The sequence below is a fragment of the Nostoc sp. JL23 genome, assembly GCF_017115065.1.
GTDB lineage: Bacteria > Cyanobacteriota > Cyanobacteriia > Cyanobacteriales > Nostocaceae > Nostoc > Nostoc punctiforme_A.
On sequence record NZ_JABXKN010000053.1, the window covers coordinates 1 to 26,161 of the forward strand.

Here is a 26,161-nt window from a genome sequence, read left to right on the forward strand (position 1 = left end):
ATAGCAAATGAGTACGCCGAAATAGCAAATGCGTTCGCCGAAATAGCAAATGCGTTCGCCGAAATAGCAAATGAGTACGCCGAAATAGCAAATGAGTACGCCGAAATAGCAAATGCGTTCGCCGAAATAGCAAATGCGTAGGCGCAGCCAGCCGTAGGCATCGCCAGAAATAGCTTACTCACTTGGTTTTCGCGTCAGTTTTACCCCACCCTAACCCTCCCCTTGCAAAGGGGAGGGAACAAGATTTCCGGTCTCCCCCCTTTACAAGGGGGGATTAAGGGGGGTAATAGTGCGATCAAAATCACAGCCAACTACTTTTTAAACAACCTCTTAAGCTGAGTGAGCGCTAAAAACGAAAAATCAAAGTTTTTAAGCATATTTTACAAGAAGAATTAGGGATTTTTAGATAGTAGGATAGGTTCATTGTGTTGCTCATGGAAAAAGCAACAGTTGCAGGTAATCAGGATTATTTTATCCCTGAATCAGTTGTAAAATTCGCACAACAACTGACAAAGCTAATAAGCATGTAGTATGTATATAAACTATATATCTCAAGCAATATGAGTGCAGAGTTATTAACTATTGCTGGCTCAGTAGGAAAAGCAGTATTTCCAGAACTTGTTAAGAAAATCAATAGTGCATTAAATCCTACAGACTTAGAAAAAGCTTTGAAAGCAGGCGTACAATCCGCTGAGGAGTGGGATTCCGATCGAGATTCTCATCAGCATTTCTTTTTTCATTGTACTCCAAAGGATGCGAGAGAACTTTTAGAGAGGTTTTTCAAAGATACAGGAGTTCAAGAAGAATTACAGAAGCCTTTTACAGAGAAAACAACCCCCAATCTACAAGTTTTAATTCAAATATTCCACAAAATTAAATCAGACAAGCCAAACTTAAAGTTTCACGATAAAAGTATTGAACATTGGCTGAAAAAGTTTGCAGATGCTTATTTTGAACACACTAATACATATTTAAAGTTTCAAATCGCTAAATCAGATTACCTTAAACAACTGTTAGGCTATTTTGATGGTGTTGAATTTGTCGGAATAAAGGTAAAAACAAAAGAAGAAGAAAAATTTGCTAAACTACCACAAATTTTTGTGATGCCTAATGTAGTTGAGCAGGTGGAAGTTAGAGAAAGCATCGGTTTAAAATTGAATCTAGATTTGGCTTTGGAAGAGACAGCCAACCACCAACCCCAGCAAAATTTACTTTGGGAACAACAAAGTAGTGGCAAGAAATTCTCAGCAAAAGAACTGCTGAAAGAAAGTACACGCAATAAATTTGTTGTGTTGGGAGAACCAGGAATTGGTAAAACAACTTTGATGAGTTACTTTGCTGTGATGCTGGCTGAACAGCAAACTGAAAAACTCGGTTTATCAGCAGACTTAGAGTTACTGCCAATTTTGATTAGAATTAGAGACTTAGGCAAAGCTTCAACGAAGAATATTTTAGAATATGTACGCAATTTTGCCAAAAGTATTCATGTTAAAGAATTGCCCAAAGGTTTCTTTGAACATTGGTTAGAAGATGGGAGAGCGTTAATTTTACTTGATGGCTTAGATGAAATCGCTAAAGCAAGCGATCGCTATGAATTTGTAAAGATAATTCACAGCTTTCTCGGACAATATTCTCAAAATCGGGCAATTATAACTTCGCGTCCAGCAGGTTATAGTCGAGAGTTTTTTGGTACAGATGAATTCCCTCATTATCATCTGGAAAAATTTGATGATAGTCAAATTGATTTATTTATTCAGCAATGGTATAACAGCAGACTGCCAAACAACCCAGAAAAAGCACAACAGCTTCAAGAAAGTTTAAAAAAAGCATTAGCAGCACAAGAACGCATTAAATTATTAGCACGCAATCCTTTATTAATGAAAATTATTGCTTTGATTCATTGCGGCGATAAGACACATTTGCCTAGATACCGATATGAACTTTATAACCAGGCAGTTGATAGGCTATTGAAGGGAGATGAAAACAATGATATTAAGTCTTGGAAGCTGAATTATATTCAATTGGACGATATCAAAATATTGATGCAACGCCTCGCTTACTGGATTCATTCTCAAAGGGAAAGTGGCGATAAAGAAGGCGGTACGCTGATTGATAGAGATGAGCTAATTACGCAATTAAGCAAATATATTCGTGAATTTCATTATCAAGTTCAAAAACATCAAGCTCAAGAGGAAGCAAAACGCTTAGTTGACCATATTACAGAACGCTGTGGTTTATTAAACGAACAAGGTCAAGATAGATATGCGTTTGTGCATAAGACATTTCAGGAATATTTGGCAGGTGAAGAAATACGCGATCGCCAATCAGGAGACTTTAACGAAGTACTAAATCATATTCGAGATTATCTACACAATTCCCACTGGCGAGAGGTGTTGTTGCTGTTAATAGCTCAACAAAATCAAAATAAATCGAAAAGAATTATTGAAGCAATTCTGCAACAAAAGACTCCTTATGAAGAATGGTTGCACCGCAATCTTTTATTTGCAGGGACTTGTTTAGCAGAAGATTTAGAATTATCTGATGGTAATTTGATTACAGATATTTTGCAGAAATTAGTTGAGCTTGAAGTTAGCGATTCTCAACGAATAGGTTACAAAGTTAAAGCACAGGTTTTTCAAATTTTTTGCAATTTAAATGAAACCAAGTTTCAAGCTCAAGCACTACAACTGTTGAAAGCATCAGCAAATTTGATAGATGAATGGCGACTGCGAGAATATCGGGCAGCTTTAGGTGAACAACAGGAAGTATTGGCAGAACTGCTGGGTTTACTCAAACATGAAAGTGATGGTATGAGTTACTTTGCTGCTTTTGCATTCGGCAACTTGGACAACGCCTTACCACAGGTAATTGAAGGACTGCTGAGTTTACTCAAACATGAGAGTCAGAGAGTGCGTGACTCTGCTGCTAAAGCATTAGGTAACTTGGGCAAAGCCTTGCCACAGGTAGTTGAAGCACTGCTAGGTTTACTCAAAGATGAGAGTCACAGAGTGCGTGACTCTGCTGCTTGGGGATTGGGCAAGTTGGGTAACGCCTCACCACAGGTAGTTGAAACACTGCTGGCTTTACTCAAAGATGAAAGTCACATAGTGCGTTTCTCTGCTGCCGAAGCATTAGGTAAGTTGGGCAACACCTCGCCACAGGTAGTTGAAGCATTGCTGGGTTTACTCAAACATGAGAGTAATGATGTACGTTACTCTGCTGCTTGGGCATTGGGTAACTTGGGCAACGCCTCACCGCAGGTAGTTGAAGCACTGCTGGGTTTACTCAAACATGAGAGTGATGATGTGCGTTACTTTGTTGCTATGGCATTGAGCAAGTTGGGTAACGCCTCGCCACAGGTAATTGAAGCACTGCTGGGTTTACTCAAAGATGAAAATCATACAGTGCGTTTCTCTGCTGCTGCGGCATTCGGCAACTTGAGCAACGCCTTGCCACAGGTAATTGAAGCACTGCTGGGTTTACTCAAAGATGAGAATTATAGTGTACGTGACTTTGCTGCTGAGGCATTGGGCAAGTTGGGTAACACTTCGCCACAGGTAATTGAAGCACTGCTGGGTTTACTCAAAGATGAGAATAAGTTTGTGCGTGACTCTGCTACTGAGGCATTGGGCAAGTTGGGCAACGCCTCGCCACAGGTAATGGAAGCACTGGTGGGTTTACTCAAAGATGATAATGGGAGTGTGCGTAACTCTGCTGCTCAAGCATTGGGCAAGCTGGGCAAAAACTCCAGCAATGTTACTGTTACTGTAGCCGAATGGATTTCACAACACCAGGATTCAGAATATGTAGGAAATGGGATTGATGCGCTGTGGAATTTGGTAGTAACAAAACAATAATTTTTGTTTTTTCACTGTAAGTCCCTAAAGAGTGCTGAGTATTCAGCACTCTGTCCATCAAGCAAACCATTCATATTCAGTTAAAAATCGAAGGTTGTGCGAAGCACACCCACATACTGCGTATCATTTCTGCTGTCGTTTTCCGGGTTGAGGATCACCCAAAAACCAGGAGTCACTGAGATGTTGTCATTTAGTCGGTAACGATAAAATGCTTCGATATGATAAGCGTTGTCTCGCTCTTGACGGATATCACTGTTAGAGACATGGGGGGGTATACCAAAGAGAATTCCTGGCAGATTGCCTCTACCACCCACATCGGGAAACGACACACCAACCGCCCCAAACCAGACATTGGCATTGTCACCACTGTTCACAAATAGAGAATCTGTTCCACCCCTGCCATTGGAAATATCACTCAAACCAGAACTCTTAGCATTTGCCCAAATATATCCACCCCAAGCGTGGACTTGGAAATTTGGGGAGAAGCGATAGTATCCCTGTGTGCCGACAATATCGTTGGAAGTAGCAATGTTGTTGCCAAAAGGAGCGTTTGACAAGACGCTACCCGTCCCAGCGGAGATATCGGGTACTCCACCAGGGCTATAGCCATGAGAGTAGGCAACACCGATCGCTCCTTGCTTACCATAATAGGCTAAGTGCGCCAGGGCATTGTAGCCACCATCAAACAAGCCGTTGCTCCCCGATGGCACATTGGGACTGTTTGCTAAATAGCCCAAGGTGAGAACCAAGTCTTTGGTAATGTTCCAGTTAGCGGCTGCACCACCGCCACCTCGCCGGAATAAGGGACTGTACGACCCAAATAGTGAGGGAACCCCATTACCGTCGTCAGCAATTGTGGGAGGAGTGACGGTAGTTGAAATGTCGGTGTAACCAATGCCTGTAGGCCCAACAACGAAGTTAAGGGATTCACTGACTGGGAAGTAATAACGGATGTGGGGGACAAAAAGTGTCTCGTTGCTGTCATAATCGAAGTTCAGGCGTGTCATCCCTGTGCCTGTGGCTGCGGCAATTTGGCTGACACCATTAGAATTGGCAAAGTTACCAAATTCTAGCCGGACTCGCAATAAATCTTTGCCAGTGAAACTGCTTTCAAAGTTGAGACGACCCCGATTTGAAAAGTAGAGATTAGATTCATCGCGATCGCCACCTACTCGATCGCCAAAGGTATCACTAATAGCGGTAATAATTTGAGCATTCAACCTAGTAGTTGTGGAAAACTGCTGCGCCTCTAATGTTGCTGTATGTGCCTCTACGGTATCTACTCGTCCGCGCAGAGTTGTCAGTTCTGTGGCAAAGTCTTGCTGCAACTTTTGCATCACTGCCAAATCTTGCTTATTAACTAAATCGCTAGTAGCTGTGGAAATTAACTCATTAATCCGATCCAAACAAGCATTTAAACCTGCGGCAAACTCATAACGGGTTAAGGCACGGTTCCCGCGATAGGTAGAATTGGGATAACCTGCAATACAACCGTAGCGTTCTACTAGTGATTGCAATGCACCAAATGCCCAATCGGTTGGTTGTACATCAGAAAACTGGGAAACAGAAGTGACTTGTCCCTGCAAACTCCTATTAGCATCTGCTGCATTCGGATCGTCTTCTGGAGGTGCTGCCCAAACTGCTGGAATTGCCAAAAATAGAAGAAAAAAGCTAGGAAAAATAATTTTTAGCATTGACTTATTAATTGAAAATGGTTGAATTATGATCTTGTAACGAAAGAAGTTACACTCGGAGCAAAGTATGAGCTAGTCAACATTAAAGTTAGATATTTTAAGTTAGGTTTTAGCTCACTCAAAGCAACGCTATGAGTTTTTGCTCATTGCTGCTTTTCATAGCCGCTTCTATAATTCTCATTACATTAATTCCGTCTTCGGCAGTAACAGCAATTGGCTGATTATTAACAATAGATTGGTACACCGCATCGTAATAGCCTAAATAGCTACCTTGTGAACTTTTGACTTTTTCCCGAATTATTTTTGTGTCTTTTTCAGTATGAAGTAAGCCATATTCACTTTCCGGCTCTGTATACCAATCAAGTGTGTTAGGCTTCATACCCGCCACTAAATACTCTTCTTGTTTATCGGCTCTGCTTTTAACAAAAGAACCCTTAGTGCCATGTATGATGTAGGCAGGCGCAGGCTCACGCACAAGGAAACTTGCTTTTAATTTGACGCGCAGTTTGTCGTAGTATAGTATCAACTCAAAACAATCATCTACCTGCGATCGCAACCTAGTTATGCGGATGTCTGCAAAAATAGCATCAGGCATCCCAAATAGATGCAAAGCTTGGTCTATTAAGTGCGGCCCTAAATTATTTAATGTTCCTGCCCCAGGACTTGGAGCTTCTACGTGTTGTTTATGGCTGAGGGTTGGTTTGTATTTTTGAAACTGAAATTCTGCTTCAATAATATCACCCAGCAAGCCTTCTTGGACAATTTTTTTGACTGTTTTAAAATCACTATCCCACCTGCGGTTTTGATATACAGATAATTTTTTGCCCTGTTTTTGCGCCAATTCTTTCAGGTTTTGGGCTTCTGCTACCGTTGTGGTGAATGCTTTTTCTACCACTATATGTTTATCTGCAAGCAATGCTTGTTTAGCATAATCGTAATGGGTATAAGTGGGTGTATTTACTACCACTAAGATTACTCGATCGTCTGCTAGCAATGCTTCCAAAGAAGGATAGCTTTTTACATGAGGATAATGTTGCTGTATCAGCTTTTTGCTTCTTTCCCAAGAACCTGCTAATTTAAATCCGGGATGTAAATCAATAAACGGCGCATGAAATACCATGCCGGACAAACCAGATGAACAAAGAGCCGTATTGATAGTTTCCATCTTTTTAGTGATTGACTGAAGCCAAAGTTTGTATTTAATTGTTGTCTGATATTTTTCTCCGCGATGGAGGATCATAAATGGGAATGCAGACTCATTAGACAAATTAGGAAATGCATAAAATCAGGCTTGGTGAGGCAAGGGGCTTAAGCCCGCAAGTTTTGCAAATGTATCCTAAATTGACCCCCTTAGTCCCCCCAAAGCATCGGAGGGAAACAAGATTTTTGCTCCCTCTCCTTAGTAAGGAGAGGGTTGGGGTGAGGTTTAAAGGGCTTTCTACAAAAGTGAGATTCTCTTCTTAAGCCCCTTGTTCTATACAACCTCACAGGTAATTGATATAAGGCTAAAACTATTTGTCAAAGTTATTTTTTTAAGGAACCGCAGAGGCGCAGAGGACACAGAGATCCGAATTACGCGCGGCGGTACTAGATGGATGCTAATTACATGTCTTCTAACTCAATTCCTTTGGTTTCTTTAATAAAAAAGAGAATGAAAAAGAATGAGGTAGCTGCTGCAATTGTATAGAGTCCATAGGCAGAACCTAGACCGAAATATTGCAGTATAGGAGGAAATGTTGTGGAAATGACGAAATTAGCAACCCATTGCATAGCAGCAGCAATCGAAAGTGCGGCGGCTCGAATTTTGTTATTAAACATTTCTCCCAACAGTACCCAAACCACTGGCCCCCAGGAAAAGCCGAAGCAAAATACATAGAGGTTGGCTGCAATGAGAGCCATAGTCCCGGCGCTTCCAGTGAGATTGGGGTTTCCAGCAGCATCGAGGGGAGCATTGCCAAAGAGATAAGCCATCGTCCCCAAGGTCAAGGTCATGCCGATTGACCCGATTATGAGTAAGGGTTTGCGGCCAAATTTATCTACGAAGGCGATCGCAATCAATGTTGTAATAATGTTGACGGCTCCTGTAATCACCGTGATTGACAAAGAATCTTTTTCGGAGAAGCCGACAGCACGCCACAAAACGCTGCTGTAGTAGAAGATTACATTAATCCCAACAAATTGCTGTAATACAGATAAGCCTATTCCTATCCAAACAATTGGGAGGAGTCCGCCACTTCTGCTTAAGAGGTCAGAAAACCTGGGTTGGCGTTCGCGAAGCACTGTCTGCCGAATTTCTTCGATTTTTGGCAGTACGTCACCTCCTAAAATCTTGGTCAAAACGTTAGCAGCTTCTGATTCTCGTCCTTTGGCAACCAAATAACGGGGAGATTCAGGAATTGTTAAAGCTACCATCCCGTAGAATACTGCTGGTGGGACTGCTGTCCAAAACATCCAGCGCCAAGCTGCAACCCCAAACAAAAACGGCGAGTCTGCTGAACCTGCTGACGTAGCGATAAAGTAGTCGCTCAATAAGGCAACGAAAATTCCCACTACGATCGCTAATTGTTGCAGAGATCCTAACCTTCCCCGCAAATGGGTGGGAGAACATTCGGCAATGTAAGCTGGGGCGATGACGCTAGCAACGCCGATGCCAATCCCACCCAATAATCGCCAAAAAATAAAATCCCAGATAGTGAAGGCCATCCCAGAGCCAATGGCACTGATAGTAAACAACGCCGAAGCAACCACCATTGCATTGACTCGACCATAACGGTCTGCAATCTGTCCAGCAAAGAAGGCTCCTACCGCAGACCCCAGCAATGCTAGGGACACTGCCAGCCCTGTCACCCAACTACTGGTATTAAAAGCTTTTGCTAGAGATAAAACCGCGCCGTTGATTACAGCAGTATCAAAACCGAATAAAAACCCGCCGAGTGCGGCAGCACCAGCAATCAAAATTACATAAAACGTGTTGGCTTTACGACGAATAGTAGTAGAAGACATAGTTTATATATTGGGAATTGGGAATTGGGAATTGGGGATTGGGGACTGGGCATTAGTTAGTTATTATGATGTCCGGGCAATTAAGCATAATACCCCCAAGCCCACCCCGCAAAAGCTGCGCTTTAGCTCCCCTCCCCGCCGGCGGGGAGGGGTTGGGGGTGGGGTTCTTTTATGATCGGTAATTTGGCGGACATGATATTATTTATTCTCCGCGTCCCCCAGTCCCATCTTCAACGTCTAGAACGTCTGCGTAACCGATCGATCATTACTGCCAAAATAATTACTAGTCCTTTGACGACTAGTTGCCAGAAGTAAGATAGGTTCAACAAGGTTAAACCGTTGTTGAGAATAGCAATAATCAATGCACCAAGAAGAGTACCGCCAATGGTGCCAATACCACCTGTAAAGCTGGTTCCACCTAGAATAACAGCTGCGATCGCATCTAATTCATAACCTTGACCCAATACGCCACTGGCACTATAAAGACGGCTGGCGCTCATGATTCCTCCTAAGCCTGCCAGTAATCCGCTAATACCATAGACGAATAGCAGCACCCGATTAACTTTAATCCCTGTTAATCTGGCTGCCCGTTCGTTACCACCCACAGCATATATCTGCACTCCTAAAACAGTTTGCCGCAGGATAAACCAGCTAGCTATCACAGTCAGTAGCGCAATTATCACTAGCCAAGGAATGGGGCCGATATATGTGTTACCCACCCAAGCAAAATTTATGTCCCGGTTAATCAGGGTTGTACCCTTGGCGATTAAAAAGGCAACACCCCGCAAGGCTGTAAGTGAACCCAGCGTGACAATAAAAGGTGGCACATCCAAGAAGGTAATGAGCGCACCGTTGAGTAAGCCTAACAGCAATCCTGCAAGCAACGCAGCAGGTACAGCCGCCCAACTTAAAGCCGGTAGTAGCGATACTAGCAATGCAACTACGGCAGAAACAGCCAATATTGACCCAACTGAAAGGTCAATACCGCCGGTGAGAATTACAAAGGTCATTCCTGTCGCCAGCACAATATTGATTGATGCCTGACGCAAGATATTGACGATGTTACCACCGGTGAGGAAGTTGGGAGAAAGGAATGCAAATAAGATGCAGATAATTACTAGAATTGGCAAAATACCTGCAACTTCCAACAGAGTGCTGATTGATTTCCGGTTGCGGGCTGCGGGATTGTTGGCTGATTTATTGATAGGCGGTCTGACTGTCTGACTCATAATGCTGATACCTCCGATGCTCCAGTTGCGTAGTGCATAATCTTTTCTTGGGTGATTTCTTTGCCAAGACTGCCATCCAGTTCGCCTACCAGCTGTCCTTCTCGCATCACCAAGACGCGATCGCTCATGCCGACAATCTCCGATAGTTCGCTGGAAACCATTAAAATAGCAACACCTTGTGCTGCTAATTCGCTCATTATTCGGTAAATTTCACTTTTAGCACCGATATCTACGCCGCGTGTCGGTTCATCTAACATCAACACTCTCGGTTTAATGGCTAACCAACGCGCTAGCAGTAGCTTCTGCTGATTACCACCAGAAAGATCCAATGCTCTAATTTCCAAATTGGCTAGACGGATATTAAAGTTTTCCACTGCGTCTGTTGACAACCGATTCACTGAAGGCCAGTTAACAATTCCACCCCTTGCATCCTGCTTGAGTGTATTGATAGCAATATTCTTGCGGGCGCTCATCTCCAGAAATAAACCTTGGTCTTTGCGGTCTTCTGGAACGTAACCAATTCCCGCTTCAATGGCATCACTGGGCGTATTAATTTCCAGTTTTTTGCCATTCAAGAATACTTCACCACTAGCTTTGCGGTCTGCACCAAAAATCAGCCGCGATAGTTCTGTGCGTCCGGCACCAACCAACCCCGCTAAACCCAGAATTTCTCCAGCATGAAGTTCAAAACTAGCCGGCTCAATCTTCTTGCGGGCGTCGCTCATATTTCTGACTGACAGCACCACTGGGCCAGGATTCATTTGCCGTTGATGTTCGTAAAAATCTTGCATGGAACGACCAACCATCATCTGCACCAATCGCTGTGGAGAAATTTCACTGCGTGTCAGACTGCCAATATATTGACCATCGCGCAACACGCTAATCCGGTCAGCTAACGCATAGATTTCTTCCATGCGATGACTGATGTAAATAATAGCAATGCCATCATTCCGCAGTTTGCGAATAACCTCAAATAAATGGTCGCTCTCGCGGTCAGACAATGCTGCTGTTGGTTCATCCATCACCAAAACGCGGCTTTTATCCTTCAGCGCCCTGGCAATTTCTACTTGCTGCTGTTCGGCGATGGACAAAGTACCAACTATAGTCTGCGCGGTAAAATTAGCTCCCAGGCTTTCCAACACTTCCTCTGCTTCTAGTTGCATCGCTTTGCGGTCTAAAAGCTGACCTCGCCGCAACTCGCTACCCATAAACATATTTTCGGTAACGGTTAAATTAGGTGCAACATTCAGTTCTTGATAAATCAGATTAATACCCGATTTGCGTGCTGTCGCCGGATCGGTAATTTTCAAGGGTTGACCATTGATGCGAATTTCTCCTTCATCGGCAATGTAAGCCCCTGCCAGGATTTTCATCAATGTGCTTTTGCCTGCTCCGTTTTCACCCATGAGGGCATGAACTTCTCCTGGGTAAATCGTGAGATTAACATTTTGGAGCGCAGATACACCATGAAACCGTTTTGTAATTCCTTGCATTTCTAACACTGGGGTGCTAGTTGGTGTATCAGAAAGTGAGGTTTCAATATTTGTTGTCATGAGCAAAACCTGTAAAAAATATTTAAAATTTGCGAACCGGAATTAGAAATTAATAATTTCATATTTGATGGAGCGCAAAATCATGTTTTAAAAGCTGATTAGGAGTGGAAAAGAGATATTTTCATCCTTTGTTGTTAACGTTATTTTATAAAGATTGTTGTGAAAGTCTGAGTGCTATAAATTGGACACTCAGACTCTTCGCTGATGCACATACATAGCGTTTTTTGATTTGGTACAGCAGAGTTTTAACCTCTTTCTAAACCCATCTTTTTATTAAATAAAAGACAGGCATAAAGATGAGGTTTGGTATTAATTTAAATTAAAACTGCCGGACATTCTAGGTATGTGCAAAAACTTTACAAATGCACCAAAGGACTTATATCAAAAGACATAATTTCCCATTGCACATTCACAATTTTTATTACTTCCAGCCTTTTTCTGTGCTGACGTTATCTTTTGTGATCAACTTAACTGGAATCAAAATGGTGGAACTGCTAGGTTTTTTCCCATTTAAAATGTCATTGCCAACTTGAACTGCTTTTTCGGCCATACCTCGCGGATTTTGAGTAGCAGTTGCTGCATATATACCATCTTTATTGGCGATCGCAGTTATTGCTTCTGGCGCACCATCAACCCCGACAATAAAGAAATCTTTACGTTGTGCTTGGTTAGCTGCTAGTTCTGCACCGACTCCACTGGGATCGTTGATGGCAAAAACCGCATCAATTTTCGGAAAGGTGGTGAGCAAATCAGTCATAACTCTGAGTCCTCCATCCCGACTACCCTCTGCATTTTGGTTTTTGGAGAGTATTTTGATATCGGGATATTTAGACAATACGTTCTCGCAGCCACTAACTCGCTGAGTCACCGAGTCCACTGGCGGCCCGTTAACTATGACAACATTACCTTTACCTTTGAGGCGGTCAGCAATATACTTGCAACTAACTTCTCCAGCTTGGACATTATTAGTCGTAATGGTGGCATCTACACCTCCTTCCGCACCTGTATCTACCGCAATGACAATTCTACCTGCTTGTTTCGCTTTTTCAATTGCTGGCTTAATGCCACTTTTATCAGCAGCATTGACGATAATGATGTCAGTATTGGAAGCCGTGAAATTTTCAATTTGATTAGCTTGTTGATTGAGGTCATAGGCACTGGAAACTACGGTAACATTGACATCCTTACCGCCGATTTTCTTGGCTTCTGCTTCAGTTGCTTGTCCCATGAGGACGAAGAAGGGATTACTTAAATCACCAACGGTAAAGGCAACTGATTTTAATTTTCCATTGCCAGTGGCAGTTTGAGTCTCTGCACTGGTATTGGTAGCAGGTTTAGTATCAGTGTTAGTAGCTGTGTTGCCATCGGGAGAACCATTTGTACAGCTGATAAGACTGCCACTGATGATACCTATTAGGCTAGCTGCGATTACGCTTCGCGTAACACCAGAAGTGAACGCAATCTTTTTCACATTCATATATCTCCTACAAGTCATTCTTACTTACACAAATTTGAAAACGATGTATTAAAAAAACAAGGTAAAATGTTCTAACCCTCCTGTATCAAGCCTTTTTCTGTGTTTTATAATTACGAATTACGAATTACGAATTACGAATTACAAATCACCAGCCTTGATAGCTGCTGAGGTTCTCTCTAGTAACCAACTTGACTGGAATCAGGATATTTGGTGACTCAGGTTTTTTACCCTGGATGATATCGTTGCCAATCTGAACCGCTTTTTGAGCCATTCCTGCGGGATTTTGAGCCGCAGTTGCAGCAAATACACCATCTTTATCTTCCATTGCTTTGGTTGCATCAGGCGATCCGTCAACCCCAACAATAAAAAATTCTTTACGTCTTGCTTGTTTAGCTGCTAAATCTGCGCCGACACCGCTTTGGTCATTAGTGGCAAAAACGGCATCAATTTTCGGAAAGGTTGTCAGCAAATCGCTCATGACTCTCAGTCCTCCATCCCTTGTCCCTTCAGCGTTTTGCTCTTTAGAGATGAGTTTAATATTCGGATATTTAGACAATGATTTCTCACAGCCACTCACTCGCTGATTGATTGAGTCCATCGGAGTACCGTTGAGGATGACTACACTACCTTGACCTTTGAGGCGATCGGCAATATATTGGCAACCAATCTCACCAGCTTGGGTATTGTTGGAACTAATCATCGCATCCACATCTGCATCAACGGCTGAATCTAATGCAATAACAACCCTACCTGCAAGCCTTGCTTGATCGATAACTGGTTTAACTCCTTTTTTGTCAACAGCACTGAGGATAATTAGGTCAGTATTGGCAGCCGTAAAATTTTCGATTTGATTGCTTTGTTGGTTCAAATCAAAGGCACTAGAAACTGCATTAACTCTGATATTACCCCCGATTTTTTGAGCTTCTGTCTCAGCTCCCTTCTGCACTGCATTATAGAAGGGATTGCCTAAATCACCCAAAGCTACGCCGATTGTTTGCAATTTTCTATTTGGCGTATTAAGACTCTCTGCACTTATATTAGTAGCCTTGTTAGTAGTATTAGTAGCGGTGTTGCCATTTTGAGCGCCATTTGTGCAACCAACAACCGCGAAACCTAATATGCCAACTATGAGCAAAATTCTCTTCATATTCATCTGTTTTTAACAACTGATTTAAATTTGATAAAGGTCATAACAAGATAAACTAGGTCTGAAAAAGTTAGACCTAACCTAGCGTTAATACTAGGTAACTTAAACTCCAAAGATTTTGTAATTTGACGTGATTGGAGTTGTTGCTATTAGCTTCACAAAAAAATGGTTTATCCTTCAAGCACAATTATGAACATTACACTACTTGAAATAATCACATTCTTTTTAGTAAAATTACTTCGTAGTGCATAGCCTGATAAAACCTTTTAAGTGCAACCTCGAAAAATTAGTTTTATTAAGCTTGTAAAACTTTATTTGTTTTGACTTTTTTCATTTTATCCCGACTGAGTACAAAAATTATTTTTGTTTATTGAACTTTACAAATGAAAAAGATTTTAAATCTTGCGAGATAGTCCAAACTCTTATTTACAAAGCATTCGCATAAATGAGCCTATTCCATATTAGGCTCAATGTAAAAAGCGTTAACATTTCTCAATCAATATCCCTCAAAAAAGATGCTGTTAAAGTAGAGAACTTTTTGATTTTAATGCTAGATTTTAAAAAATGTACACATCCTTTGGTTAGATTTTCAAATCAACTACAATCAGCCTGAAAAGCGTATTTATTTGTTATTCCTCCTCCATCACTTGAAGGCAATAGAGGAGTAAACAAGATAATATTTTTAAGCCTGATTAGGGATAAAGAACATTTGCATATCAATATTTTGTTCTTACTTTATCCCTTGAGAGAGAGAATTCTGAATTCTGACTCCTGAATTCTTCTCCAAGCAGTTTAAAACTTTAATGTTGCGGGTAAATATTTAGCCACCAAATCTTCATAGTATGGTTTTAATTTCTGCCAATCAGGAGGAATAGGGTTTTTTGAATACAAATCGTAGGGATTGAATAAACGTACCCATTTAAACATTTCTTTATCATGTTTATCCATCAAATGCTCATACGCATTCTCACGATGTTGAGGATAAAATGAGTGATAGCGAAACATATACAATGCAGGTTCGGGCAAATAGTTTTTCATGATCTGATAAAAATACTCATCATGCCCCCATGACATGTGTACATTACTTAATCCACAGTTAGGCTCATAAATGCCATATTTAGTGTTGTAATCGGGGTTATTATAATCAGGGTTTTCTTTGAAGAATTCTGAGAAAACAATTTTATCAGAAAATGCACAACCTACAGGATAAGTATCGCCTACAGTAGCCCATTGAGGTTCACCAAATAGACAAAGGACTTTCCCCATATCGTGAAAGAAGCCAGTAAGTACCATCCAGTCAGGATGACCATCGGCGCGAATGGCTTCTGATGTTTGCAATAGATGCTGTAACTGACCCATATCTGTATCAGGATCAGAATCATCTACTAATTGATTCAAAAATTCGACCGCATCCCAAACGGACATTTCTTTTTTATCAAACTTCAAAAATTCTTTTTCTTTTTGAAGTACAAAATTATATGTTTGATTAATATGATTTAACCGATAAAACTCTTTCACCGTATCTCTGATAGTCGTTTCGTAATTTCTATACTCTTCGGTGGTTTTACCTTCTTTAACTATGCTATCTGGATCGGGATAACGATTAAGTAAGTCTTCTTCCCATTCTTCTAGTGAGTGTAAGGGATTGTTTTCAACCTGAAGAATGGCATTATTTAGAGTTTGAGACATATCTTCCTACTTGTCGATATTGTATTTGTTAAATGGTACTTTCACGCTCTATTATGCACAGGTATGCAAGGCTGTATTGGACTTATTATTTATTTTTGCACACGTGTGCAAAAATGTGTGTTAACTTTCATTTCGTCTTTCAGACCTATTGTCTCATCCGATCTGTTTGCTTCAGATTAAAAACAGTGCTTTTATTTTTTGCACAACCGTGCATGAATTTACTAAATATAAGCTAATCTTTTAGTTTAAACACGTGTGCAAAAGATATGATTATGAATTTTTATGCCTGACTCAACCAGCCTAGTATCAATTTGTCAATTGTACAGTCGTGGCATACTTAACAAGATTAGCCAACTCTTGTAACTGGTTTATCGCTTCTGCACCCTCCAACTTCATTAATTCGCGATCGTCCCACAATTCCATCCAAGTAATACCGTAATCAGACACTAAAAACCGAATCAGGTGCTTTTCTCTTAGAGTAACCATAAATGAAGCACTCTTCATTTGGTCGCCGCATGTATAACAAGACGCAGTATAGCCACGCCGCTCAAGTATAATTGTCAAGGCTTGCAGGTTCATTACCAAGTCTTGGACGAATTCCTGATGCTGTTGCGCTAATCTTAGAAACACGAGTTTTCTCCTACCATTACAGTTATCTGCTTGCTTTGATATTTCTTGAGACTTACATATGTGATTTAGTTGCCAAAAGTTTGTGTTTTCCTAAATACGTGATTAATCTTAATATTCCGGTTGTCACCAGTAAGCTAAATTTCCAAAGCAGTTCTAATGTTTTGGACAATTATCTGGGGCGGCTGTGCAACATCCATACATAGAGTATCTACTGGTTCTTCAAGGGTATAAAACTGGCTAGCGAGAAGTTTTTCGCTCATGTAATGATTGCTACGCTCTTGTAAGCGCATTTGAATCAACTCATAAGACCCTTTGAGGTAAACTAATTTGGTGCGTTCGCTATCCACTACCAAAAATTGCCGATAGCTATCTTTTAAAGCCGAACACGCCAGCACAACATTTTTATTTTCTTGTAGCCAGTGTTTAATAGCTGTTTGCAAATCTTGTAACCAAGGCATTCTGTCATCTTCACTCAGAGGGATACCGCGCCGCATTTTCTCAACATTCTCTGGCGAATGGAAAGTATCAGCGTCGCTAAATTCCCATTCTAAGGAGTCTGCTAGTAGTTTTCCGATGGTGGTTTTTCCAGAACCAGATACACCCATGACGATAATAATCATTTTTTTCTTAATAAAAGTTCAACTAATTTGTAATTTGTAATTTGTAGTTGTAATCATGAATGGAGGTAAAAGCCAGGACTATTAACTCCTTTTCATGAGAAATGTGAGTTGTATTAAAATCTCTTGACAAATAACGATTATTTTCTATAATACATACAATTGCACACGTGTGCAATATTTAAAAGCTAAGATAAAATAATGAATAAACGAAGAATTTCAATTGAAGATATTGCCCGCAGAGCAGGCGTTTCTCATTCTACAGTTTCACGTGCTTTGCGAGATAATGCTCTCATTAGCCCGAAAGTGCGAGAAGAAATTAAGCGACTGGCAGAGGAAATGAGCTATGTGCCGAATGCTATTGCTCAAAGCTTGCAAAATAAACGTACTAATACTATTGGTGTAGTCGTAACTTCAATTTCAGATCCTTTTTATGGTGAGGTGGTAGAGGGAATCGAGAAGATAGCCAGACCCGCAAGTTTGAGTGTTTTATTGAGTGCTTCACACCGAGATTTTGAGCAGGAAATGGCAGCTATTGATACTTTTCATCGCCGTAGGGTGGACGGGATATTAATAGCCGACTCACGAATTAGTAAACAGCATACTAAACAACTCACACAAATTGCTGTGCCAACAGTTTTAATTAATAGTCAGACTGAAGACCAATCAGAAATATTTCACTCAGTAGCAATAAACGATCGCTTAGGTGCTAAATTAGCGACAGAGCATCTAATTAGTCTGGGACACACTGCTATTGGTTATTTGGGTGTAGGCGATCGCAGCAGGTCAAATAAGCAGCGCCTAGAAGGATATCAAATGGCCCTTGCGGAAGCTGGTATTCCCCAAAATACTGATTGGGTTTCAATTAGTGACGAATATGATACCAGAACCAGCGATGTTATCACTGGGCAAAAGATGCTATCTAAATTATTGGCTGCGGAAGTTACAGGCATTTTTTGTTACAACGATATGGTAGCGGTTGGCGCTTTGTTAGCTTGTCAAGAATTAGGTATTTTAGTACCGCGAAATTTAAGTCTCGTCGGATTTGATGGTATTGCTCTGGGTTGTTACGTTACGCCGGCGCTGACCACAATTAGTCAGCCAATGTTGGAAATTGGTGGCTATGCCATGCAAATGTTACTCGATTTAATAGAAGAAAAAACTGTGGAAAACCGCGTTTTATCTCCTTTTCTAGTACAGCGTGGAAGTAGTACCGAATTAATCAAATAATTTCATACCAATTTGTTGTAAAGATGGACTTAATTATTAAACAAACTGCCAAGTACGCCAAGTACGCCAAGAGAGAAAGAGTAGGCTGTTCAATATCATTCTTATTTGCACTCAGCAACACTAAAAATTTTAATCGGACAAAAATATGTTAACTAAAAAACCGAGTTTATCTCCCGATCGTTGCTTTTCTCCAGAACCAGTTCAAAGACGACTAGCCCATCAATTTTTTGATAGCATATCTGCGTTACCTCTAGTTTGTCCACACGGACACGTAGATCCAGCTTTGTTGGCTAATCCCGCAGCCCGTTTTGGTTCGCCCACGGAATTACTGATTATCCCTGACCACTACCTTTTGCGGATGCTCTATAGTCGGGGCGTATCTCTGCAAGCTTTGGGCATACCAAGCAATGATGGTTCACCAGGAGAGACTGACCACCGCAAAATCTGGCAATTGTTCGCTGACCATTTTTATCTATTCCAGGGTACTCCGTCTGGGTTGTGGTTGAAAGAGGAACTAACTAACGTCTTTGGGGTGGATGAACCTTTAAACTCTCGCAATGCCGGACGTATCTATGATTATCTGGAAGGTTTATTAGCCTCACCGGAGTTTTCCCCCCGTGCTTTATTCAAACGCTTTAACATCGAAGTACTTTGTACTACCGATGCCGCCAGTGATAACCTAGAGAATCAGCGATCGCTCCACGAAGAAGGTTTCACTCAAATTAGACCAACTTTTCGCCCAGATGCGGTAGTTAATCTGGATGCTCCTGGTTGGCGGGAAAATCTTAGCAAGTTGGAAAGCACTATCGGTAGAGAAATTAATACTTACGCCAATTTTGTGCAAGCGTTAGAAGAACGTCGAGCTTTCTTTAAAAAAATGGGTGCGACAGCTACCGATCAAGGTGCAGCCACACCTTATACTACACGTCTTTCTGACCAGGAAGCCGAAGCTATCTTTGCGAGAGCATTAGCCAGCAAGCTGAATTCAGGTGATGTCGAAAATTTTACCGCTCATATCTTCATGGAAATGGCGCGGATGAGTGTGGAAGATGGCTTGGTGATGCAAATGCATTGTGGTGTGATGCGTAACCATAACCCAGCTTTATTTGAGAAATTTGGAGCTGATAAAGGTGCTGATATTCCCGTAAAAATAGAGTGGACTCACAATCTGCACCCGTTGTTATCAGCTTACGGTAATGATCCGCGCTTCCATTTAATCATTTTTGGTATGGATGAAAGCGCTTATAGCCGCGAGATGGCTCCGTTAGCTGGTCATTATCCCAGTGTATTGCTTGGGCCGCCTTGGTGGTTTCACGACAGCGTAAATGGTATGGAGCGTTATTTCAATCAGGTAATGGAAACTGCGGGAATTTATAATACTGCTGGGTTTAATGATGATACGCGGGCTTTTGTTTCGATTCCGGCTCGTCATAATGTCTGGCGGCGGGTAGCTTGTAATTGGTTGGCTGGATTGGTAGCACGGGGATTGGTTGAGGAGGAGGAAGGGTATGAGATGGCTCGTGCTTTGGCTTATGACCTCGCTAAGGTTGCTTATAAGTTTGAGGGGGAAATTTAAACGTAAAGGGGCGCGGAGATACGTAGAGAATTCTACTAAGTGGGGGAATCATTTTGATTTTAAGTAAACTTTTTAGCTTGAAGGAGCGGGTAGCGGTAGTTACTGGTGGTTCTGGTGTGCTTGGTGGGTCTATGGCAAGGGGTTTGGCTCTGGCTGGAGCGCGAGTTGTGGTTTTGGGTCGTAATGAAGTCAGGGCGGGGGCGGTGGTGGCTGAGATTACTGCTGGTGGTGGAGAAAGTATGGCGGTGGTGGCAGATGTTAGCGATCGCTCGCAATTAGAAATCGCTAGGGATGTTATTATACAGCGTTGGGGTGAGATAGATATCTTGGTAAATATGGCTGGCGGTAATATTCCGGCTGCCACAATTACTCCTGATGGGAATATTTTTGATATGCCACATACAGCCTTTGAGGAAGTAGTTAGCCTCAACTTAGTTGGCACTCTCCTACCTTGTCAGGTTTTCGGTCAAGCAATGGTGGAAAGAAGTCAGCCCCACGGCTGCATTGTGAATATTTCTTCTATGTCTGCCATTCGGGTGATTAGTCGGGTGGTTGGCTACTCAGCAGCGAAAGCGGGGATAGATAACTTTACTCGCTGGTTAGCGGTAGAACTCGCCCAAAAGTATGGTGATGGAATGCGAGTAAATGCGATCGCACCAGGTTTTTTTATTGGCGAACAAAATCGAGATTTACTCTTAAATTCTGATGGTAGTTTGACCGAACGTGGGCAAAAAATTATTGACCATACCCCCGCCGGACGTTTCGGAAAACCAGATGAATTACTCAGCACCTTGATTTGGTTATGTAGTTCTGGTTCTAGTTTTGTTAACGGGGTAGTTGTGCCGGTAGACGGTGGATTTAGTATCTACAGTGGAGTTTAATAATGTCATGTATTCACTGGCTGTAAATAACGGAATACTTTCAGATGAGCAAGTTTCCGAGCTAGTTCATCAAGCTTTGGCAGACCGTAAGTTGGATGGACAGCGCATCTTGGTGTTAATTCCAGATAGTACGCGCACTGCTCCCATGCCTCAAATGTTTCGATTGCTTCATCAGGAGTTGAGTCAAAGAGTAGCGGCTTTGGATTTTTTAATTGCTCTGGGTACACATAATCCGATGAGTGAAGAACAAATCAATCACTTGGTAGGAGTGACACCAGAGGAACGAAAGACAATTTTTAAAAAAGTTCGCATCTTTAACCACCTTTGGAATGAGCCAGATACCTTTATTTCTTGTGGAGTGATTTCGGCAGACGAAATAGCAGAGATTAGCGGTGGAATGCTACATCAGTCAGTTGATGTACGTGTTAATAAGCTTGTAAAAGAATATGATTTAATTGTGATTTGTGGCCCAGTTTTTCCCCACGAAGTTGTCGGTTTCTCTGGTGGCAATAAATATTTTTTTCCTGGTATTGGTGGTCAAGAAGTAATTAATCTCTCCCACTGGTTAGGTGCTTTAATTACTTGTTACGAAATTATTGGTACGCTAGGAATCACACCAGTCCGGCGTTTGATTAACCGAGCCGCTAACCTGATTTCTACCCCAAAACTTTGTTTGGCGATGGTAGTCGCACCCAAAACCAATCAGCTAGCTGGACTTTATATAGATCAACCAGAGTTAGCCTGGGAAGACGCTGCAAAATTATCAGCTAAACTGCATATTAAATATGTAGATCGGCCTTTTAAACAAGTGCTTTCAGTGATGCCCCAAATGTATGATGATATTTGGACTGCGGCAAAAGGAATGTACAAGTTAGAGCCAGTAGTTGCTGACGGAGGTGAATTAATTATATATGCGCCTCACATTACTGAGTTTAGCTATACACACGGCGAAATCCTATCCCAAATTGGCTATCATGTCCGGGATTACTTTCTCAAACAGTGGCATAAATTCCAAGACTATCCTGCTGGAGTGCTGGCCCATAGTACTCATTTAAAAGGGATGGGTACTTTTGATCCGATAAAAGGAGAACAAGCACGGATTCGCGTGACTTTAGCGACTGGGATTTCTGCTGAACGCTGTGCTGCTCATAACTTAAACTATCGTGACCCGGCGACTATTCGACCTACTGAATGGGCTAACCGAGAAGATGAAGGCATTTTACTTGTGCCAAAGGCTGGCGAGATACTGTACCGTATAAGTTACGGCAATTTTCAGGCAACTAAATCGTAGGTTTCGAGTTTTAAAGACGCGATAAATCGCCGTCTCTACAAGTGTTTTGGTCTTATCTGAACTGTATTGAATCATAAACTGCGATATCTACGATGGGCTACGCCTACGCAATTGCAGTTTATAATTTTACACTTCGCGCTATTCTTGATCTGATGAAACGTCAGCGAATCAGTTTATAGCAGCGAACAAAAAAGCATGGGTGGGAAATTAATTGTATTTGAAGGGGTGGAAGGCTGTGGCAAAACCAGCCAAATGCAGCTTTGTTCTGAGTGGTTGGAAAGTCTCGGTGTTTCTGTGGTGGTAACTCGTGAACCAGGGGGAACAGAGTTAGGTTTACATCTTCGCCGCTTGCTACTAGAAAAGTCAGAGGATAAACCAGTTGCAGAAGTGACAGAACTCTTATTGTATGCTGCTGACCGATCGCAACACGTTGAACAAGAACTCAAACCAAATCTCGCAGCTGGGAAATATATTTTATGCGATCGCTACACTGACTCTACCATTGCCTACCAAGGATATGGTCGCGGTCTGAACATGAGTTTAATCAATCAGCTTAATAATATTGCTACTGCTGGTTTAGAAAGTGACCTAACTATTTGGCTAGATGTCGATGTCGAAGTGGGACTTTCCCGCAAACTCTCAGACCAAGTAGGACTAGACCGCATTGAACAAGAGACAATCGCTTTTCATCGCCGCGTTCAGCAAGGATACGCAGAGTTAGCAGCATCCTATCCCTCAAGAATTGTGCGGGTAGATGGCAGCTTGAGTAAAGAAGCTGTACAACAGGTAATTCAAGGAATTTTACGCGTACACCTGCACCTGTAGAGCTAAGGGACTTCCTGTGAAAAAAACATCCCATCCCTGCGGGACGCTTTGCGAACTTAAGGGCGCACAGATGTGCTTCCCTACAAATATAAAAATAATTTGGGATAAATTATTTTTTGTCAGTCCCTAATATAATGTCCCGATTTTTCCTCATTATGTAATCTTGTAATAAATAATACAATAATTTTCTATAGCGTAATTGGCGAGGATGGAACTTTTGCCGTTACGGGGCTTGCCAACTATGATAAAGTATCGGCTATGCCTATAGCGGCAAGCTACTTAATACTGAATAATTTTTAGTATTACAAGGAATTAATACTTAGAGCAAACAAGTTGTGTTTGAAATAACGTGATGCTGGAATTTGGGAAAAGCCTTTTTGCTTATAAACAGTTTATTCCCCACGGACATTGCTATCTTTGGAAACCGGAATTAGTGGGGTTGCATATTGTATCTGATAGTTTAATTGCCCTTGCTTATTATTCCATTCCCATCACCCTACTTTATTTTGTCCGCAAGCGCCAAGATTTGCCCTTCAACTGGGTATTTCTACTATTTGCAACATTTATTGTTACTTGTGGCACTACCCACCTAATGGAGATTTGGACGCTCTGGTATCCAACTTATTGGTTGAGTGGTTGCCTTAAAGCTATTACAGCCATAGTTTCATTGTATACAGCTTGTGAACTTATACCTTTAATACCAAAAGCACTTGCTCTCCCTAGTTCTGCACAACTGGAGGCAGCCAATCGAGAACTGGAGAGGGAAATTAGTGAACGCAAACAGGCAGAACTTGCACTACAAGAGCGGGAAGCGATGTTGCGGCGAATTAGCGATAATCTGCCCAATGGGGCAATTTATAAGGTAATTCGCGAAATGGATGGTAGCGATCGCTTTTCTTATATCAGTGCAGGCATTGAAAAACTGATGGAAGTCAAGGCAGAAGATGCACTCAAAGATGCAAGTTTGCTCTATCGCCAATTTATCCCAGAGGATGTACCACTTCTGTTGGCAGCAGTCGATGAATCCCTGCGGAATCTCTCAGTGTTTGATATAAAACTGCAAATCCAAACGCCCAGCGCTCGGCTTAAATGTTTACATTTTCGTTCGACGCCACGCCAGTTGCAGGATGGCCGCATGGTTTGGGATGGGCTGGTAGTGGATGTCTCCGATCTCAAATGTGCTGAAGAAACACTACGCAAGAATGAAGCCTTATTAGAAGAATCTCAGCGAGTTGCTCGTCTCGGTAATTGGGAGTTTGATATTGTCACTGGCAAAATTACCTGGTCAAAGCAACTATTCGACCTCTTAAATCGAGATCCTGCACTTCTTGAGCCGAACTACCAAGAAAATCTGCAACTGTACTGGTCAGAAGATGCAAGAAAATTAGCCCAAGCAATTGAGCGGGCAATGTCAACTGGCGAATACTACAAACTCATTCTGCGCGCATCTCCAACTTACGGGTCTACTATTTATATTGAGGGGATTGGACATGCAGAATTCAACGCGGCTGGAAAAGTAATTCGCCTCTATGGAACTGCCCAAGATGTTACAGAACGGCAAGTCGCAATCAACGAACGCAAACAAGCCGAGGAAGAACTCCAACGCAGTGAAACGCTGCTAGCTACTGCTCAAAAGATTGCCCATCTGGGCAGTTGGGAATGGTATTTAGAGTCTCAAAAACAAATTTGGTCAGCCGAAACCTTCCGCATCTTTGGTCTAAATCTTACTCAATCAGCACCGACACAGACTGCATTTCTTCAGATGCTTCACCCAGAAGACCGACCGGTGTTGCAGAGGCATCTACTACAAGCGATCGCCAACGGAAACCCTTTCAATCTTGAATATCGCATTATCCGACCTGATGGCTCATTGCGCTACCTGGAGTCGAGAGCAGAGGTAGCTTATGATACTCAAGGTAAGACTATTAGACTGTATGGAGCTATTCTAGACATTACAGAACGCAAGCAAGCAGAAATTACTCTCAAACAAAGCGAGATTCGCTACCGTGCCATTGTCGAAGATCAGACTGAACTCATTGCCCGATATTTAGCAGACGGTACACTCACCTTTGTCAACCAAGCTTTTGCAGTTTATTTTGGGCGATCGGCAGAGGAATTGATCGGCAGCCGCTATGAACCGATTATCTTTGAGGAAGATCGGCAGCGAGTTGCTCAATTAATCGGTTCAATTAGTGTCGATAATCCGGTTGTGATCGTTGAGAATCGCGTCGTTGTGGCTTCGGAGGTGCGTTGGACTCAGTGGCATAACCGAATGCTGTTGGACGAGCAAGGATGCTTTATCGAATTTCAATCGGTGGGACGCGATATCACAACTCTTAAGCAAATAGAAGAAAAACTTTTTCAAGAAAAAGAATTAGCTCAGGTGACGTTGCAATCGATTGGAGATGCAGTTATAACCACAGATTCCTTTAGCAGGATTCAATACCTCAATCCCATTGCAGAATCTCTGACTGGATGTACTGAAGCATCGGCACAAGGGTTGCCGTTAGTAGAAGTCTTTAGAATTGTGCATGAAATTACACGCGAACCAGTTCAGAACCCAATTGACCTAGCTTTACAGTCAAATCGATTTGTCGGTTTAACAAACAATGCCGTCTTAATTAATCAGAATAATCAAGAGATTGCAATTGAAAATTCAGCCGCGCCCATTCGCAATCGTCAGGGACAAATAATTGGCGCGGTTATAGTGTTTCATGACGTGACTCAGAACCGTAAGATTTCGCATCAGCTATCCTGGCAGGCAAATCATGATGCCTTAACCGGATTAGTGAATCGTCAGGAGTTTGAGCGGCGGGTTGAACAAGCATTGCACTCTGCCAAGTTAGACTACCAAGTTCATGCATTGTGCTACTTGGATCTCGATCACTTCAAAATCGTCAATGATACCTGTGGTCATCTGGCTGGAGACCAATTACTGCGTCAAATTACTGCCCTATTGCAGGAGAAGATTCGGAAAACTGACACATTGGCAAGGTTAGGGGGCGATGAATTTGGCCTATTGCTCATTCAGTGTATGCCAGAGCAAGCTTTACGAGTTACCAATGATCTACTTTCGTGTGTTCAAGAGTTCCGGTTTATTTGGCAAAAGCAGGTATTCTCAATTGGAGCAAGTATTGGCTTGATCGGTATTGACAAGAATAGCGAGAGCCTTACAGAGATTTTCAGCACGGCTGATGCAGCTTGTTATACCGCGAAGAGGCGGGGGCGCAATCGCGTATATGTTGCTGAGGCTGACGACTAGGAGCGACTGCAACAGCGCGGGGAGATGCAGTAAGCTAACCGCATTTCTCAAGCTTTGGAAAGCGATCGGTTTTGTCTCTATGCTCAACCGATTGTAGAGTCATCTGTAGTGCGATCGCTAACTTATATTGACTCACTAGCGATCGCTACTTTCTTTTCCATCACTTTGAATATACAAGCAGTTCTTGTCAACATTGCAAT

17 protein-coding genes are annotated in these 26,161 nt (G+C 42.1%); 7 read left to right on the forward strand and 10 right to left on the reverse strand.

Going from position 1 to position 26,161, the window contains the following annotated elements; translation table 11 throughout:
* The first annotated feature begins 560 nt into the window (after positions 1-560).
* On the forward strand, positions 561-3,857 hold the full coding sequence (locus HWQ42_RS10900) for a HEAT repeat domain-containing protein (protein ID WP_292811813.1): 3,297 nt from the start codon (positions 561-563) through the stop codon (positions 3,855-3,857).
* 80 nt (positions 3,858-3,937) lie between these two features.
* Here HWQ42_RS10900 and HWQ42_RS10905 read toward each other — a convergent pair whose 3' ends face one another.
* The 10 genes from HWQ42_RS10905 to HWQ42_RS10950 all read right to left on the reverse strand — a co-directional run bounded on the left by HWQ42_RS10905 (position 3,938) and on the right by HWQ42_RS10950 (position 16,899).
* A complete protein-coding gene (locus HWQ42_RS10905; RefSeq protein WP_292811815.1) occupies positions 3,938-5,551 on the reverse strand; it encodes an iron uptake porin in 1,614 nt (537 codons plus the stop codon).
* Between the two features lie 118 nt (positions 5,552-5,669).
* Entirely contained in the window at positions 5,670-6,791 is a 1,122-nt protein-coding gene (locus HWQ42_RS10910; protein ID WP_292811817.1) for a Gfo/Idh/MocA family oxidoreductase, read from the reverse strand.
* Positions 6,792-7,153: 362 nt separating this feature from the next.
* Positions 7,154-8,554, reverse strand: a complete 1,401-nt coding sequence (locus HWQ42_RS10915; RefSeq protein ID WP_292731668.1) for a sugar porter family MFS transporter — start codon at positions 8,552-8,554, stop codon at positions 7,154-7,156.
* 230 nt (positions 8,555-8,784) lie between these two features.
* Positions 8,785-9,783: a ribose ABC transporter permease gene (locus tag HWQ42_RS10920; protein ID WP_292811820.1), complete on the reverse strand. Its 999-nt coding sequence runs from the start codon at positions 9,781-9,783 to the stop codon at positions 8,785-8,787.
* Positions 9,780-11,336, reverse strand: coding sequence for a sugar ABC transporter ATP-binding protein (locus tag HWQ42_RS10925; protein WP_292811822.1), 1,557 nt, complete (start codon positions 11,334-11,336; stop codon positions 9,780-9,782). The genes HWQ42_RS10920 and HWQ42_RS10925 overlap by 4 nt, the downstream gene beginning before the upstream one ends.
* 421 nt (positions 11,337-11,757) lie before the next feature.
* A complete protein-coding gene (locus tag HWQ42_RS10930; RefSeq protein WP_292811825.1) occupies positions 11,758-12,813 on the reverse strand; it encodes an ABC transporter substrate-binding protein in 1,056 nt (351 codons plus the stop codon).
* Between the two features lie 145 nt (positions 12,814-12,958).
* On the reverse strand, positions 12,959-13,960 hold the full coding sequence (locus HWQ42_RS10935; RefSeq protein ID WP_292811827.1) for a substrate-binding domain-containing protein: 1,002 nt from the start codon (positions 13,958-13,960) through the stop codon (positions 12,959-12,961).
* 792 nt (positions 13,961-14,752) lie between these two features.
* Entirely contained in the window at positions 14,753-15,649 is an 897-nt protein-coding gene (locus HWQ42_RS10940) for an inositol oxygenase family protein (protein ID WP_292811829.1), read from the reverse strand.
* A 306-nt stretch (positions 15,650-15,955) separates the two neighbouring features.
* On the reverse strand, positions 15,956-16,279 hold the full coding sequence (locus HWQ42_RS10945) for a DUF1815 family protein (protein WP_292811832.1): 324 nt from the start codon (positions 16,277-16,279) through the stop codon (positions 15,956-15,958).
* Positions 16,280-16,413: 134 nt separating this feature from the next.
* Entirely contained in the window at positions 16,414-16,899 is a 486-nt protein-coding gene (locus tag HWQ42_RS10950) for a gluconokinase (protein ID WP_292811835.1), read from the reverse strand.
* 198 nt (positions 16,900-17,097) lie between these two features.
* Here HWQ42_RS10950 and HWQ42_RS10955 point away from each other — a divergent pair, with 198 nt between their 5' ends.
* The 6 genes from HWQ42_RS10955 (at position 17,098) to HWQ42_RS10980 (ending at position 25,961) form a co-directional block, all read left to right on the forward strand.
* Positions 17,098-18,126 (forward strand): LacI family DNA-binding transcriptional regulator, encoded by a 1,029-nt coding sequence (locus HWQ42_RS10955; protein WP_292811837.1) that lies wholly within the window; start codon positions 17,098-17,100, stop codon positions 18,124-18,126.
* Positions 18,127-18,271: 145 nt separating this feature from the next.
* Complete coding sequence (gene uxaC, locus HWQ42_RS10960; RefSeq protein ID WP_292811839.1) at positions 18,272-19,702, forward strand: glucuronate isomerase; 1,431 nt, start codon at positions 18,272-18,274, stop codon at positions 19,700-19,702.
* A gap of 53 nt (positions 19,703-19,755) precedes the next feature.
* The gene (locus HWQ42_RS10965) at positions 19,756-20,583 is read left to right on the forward strand and encodes an SDR family oxidoreductase (RefSeq protein ID WP_292811841.1); all 828 of its coding nucleotides are present in this window, start codon (positions 19,756-19,758) and stop codon (positions 20,581-20,583) included.
* Positions 20,555-21,874 (forward strand): lactate racemase domain-containing protein, encoded by a 1,320-nt coding sequence (locus tag HWQ42_RS10970; RefSeq protein WP_292811843.1) that lies wholly within the window; start codon positions 20,555-20,557, stop codon positions 21,872-21,874. The genes HWQ42_RS10965 and HWQ42_RS10970 overlap by 29 nt, the downstream gene beginning before the upstream one ends.
* A 195-nt stretch (positions 21,875-22,069) precedes the next feature.
* A complete protein-coding gene (tmk, locus tag HWQ42_RS10975; RefSeq protein ID WP_292811845.1) occupies positions 22,070-22,699 on the forward strand; it encodes a dTMP kinase in 630 nt (209 codons plus the stop codon).
* 352 nt (positions 22,700-23,051) lie between these two features.
* Positions 23,052-25,961, forward strand: a complete 2,910-nt coding sequence (locus HWQ42_RS10980) for a PAS domain-containing protein (protein ID WP_292811847.1) — start codon at positions 23,052-23,054, stop codon at positions 25,959-25,961.
* The last annotated feature ends 200 nt before the right edge of the window (positions 25,962-26,161 follow it).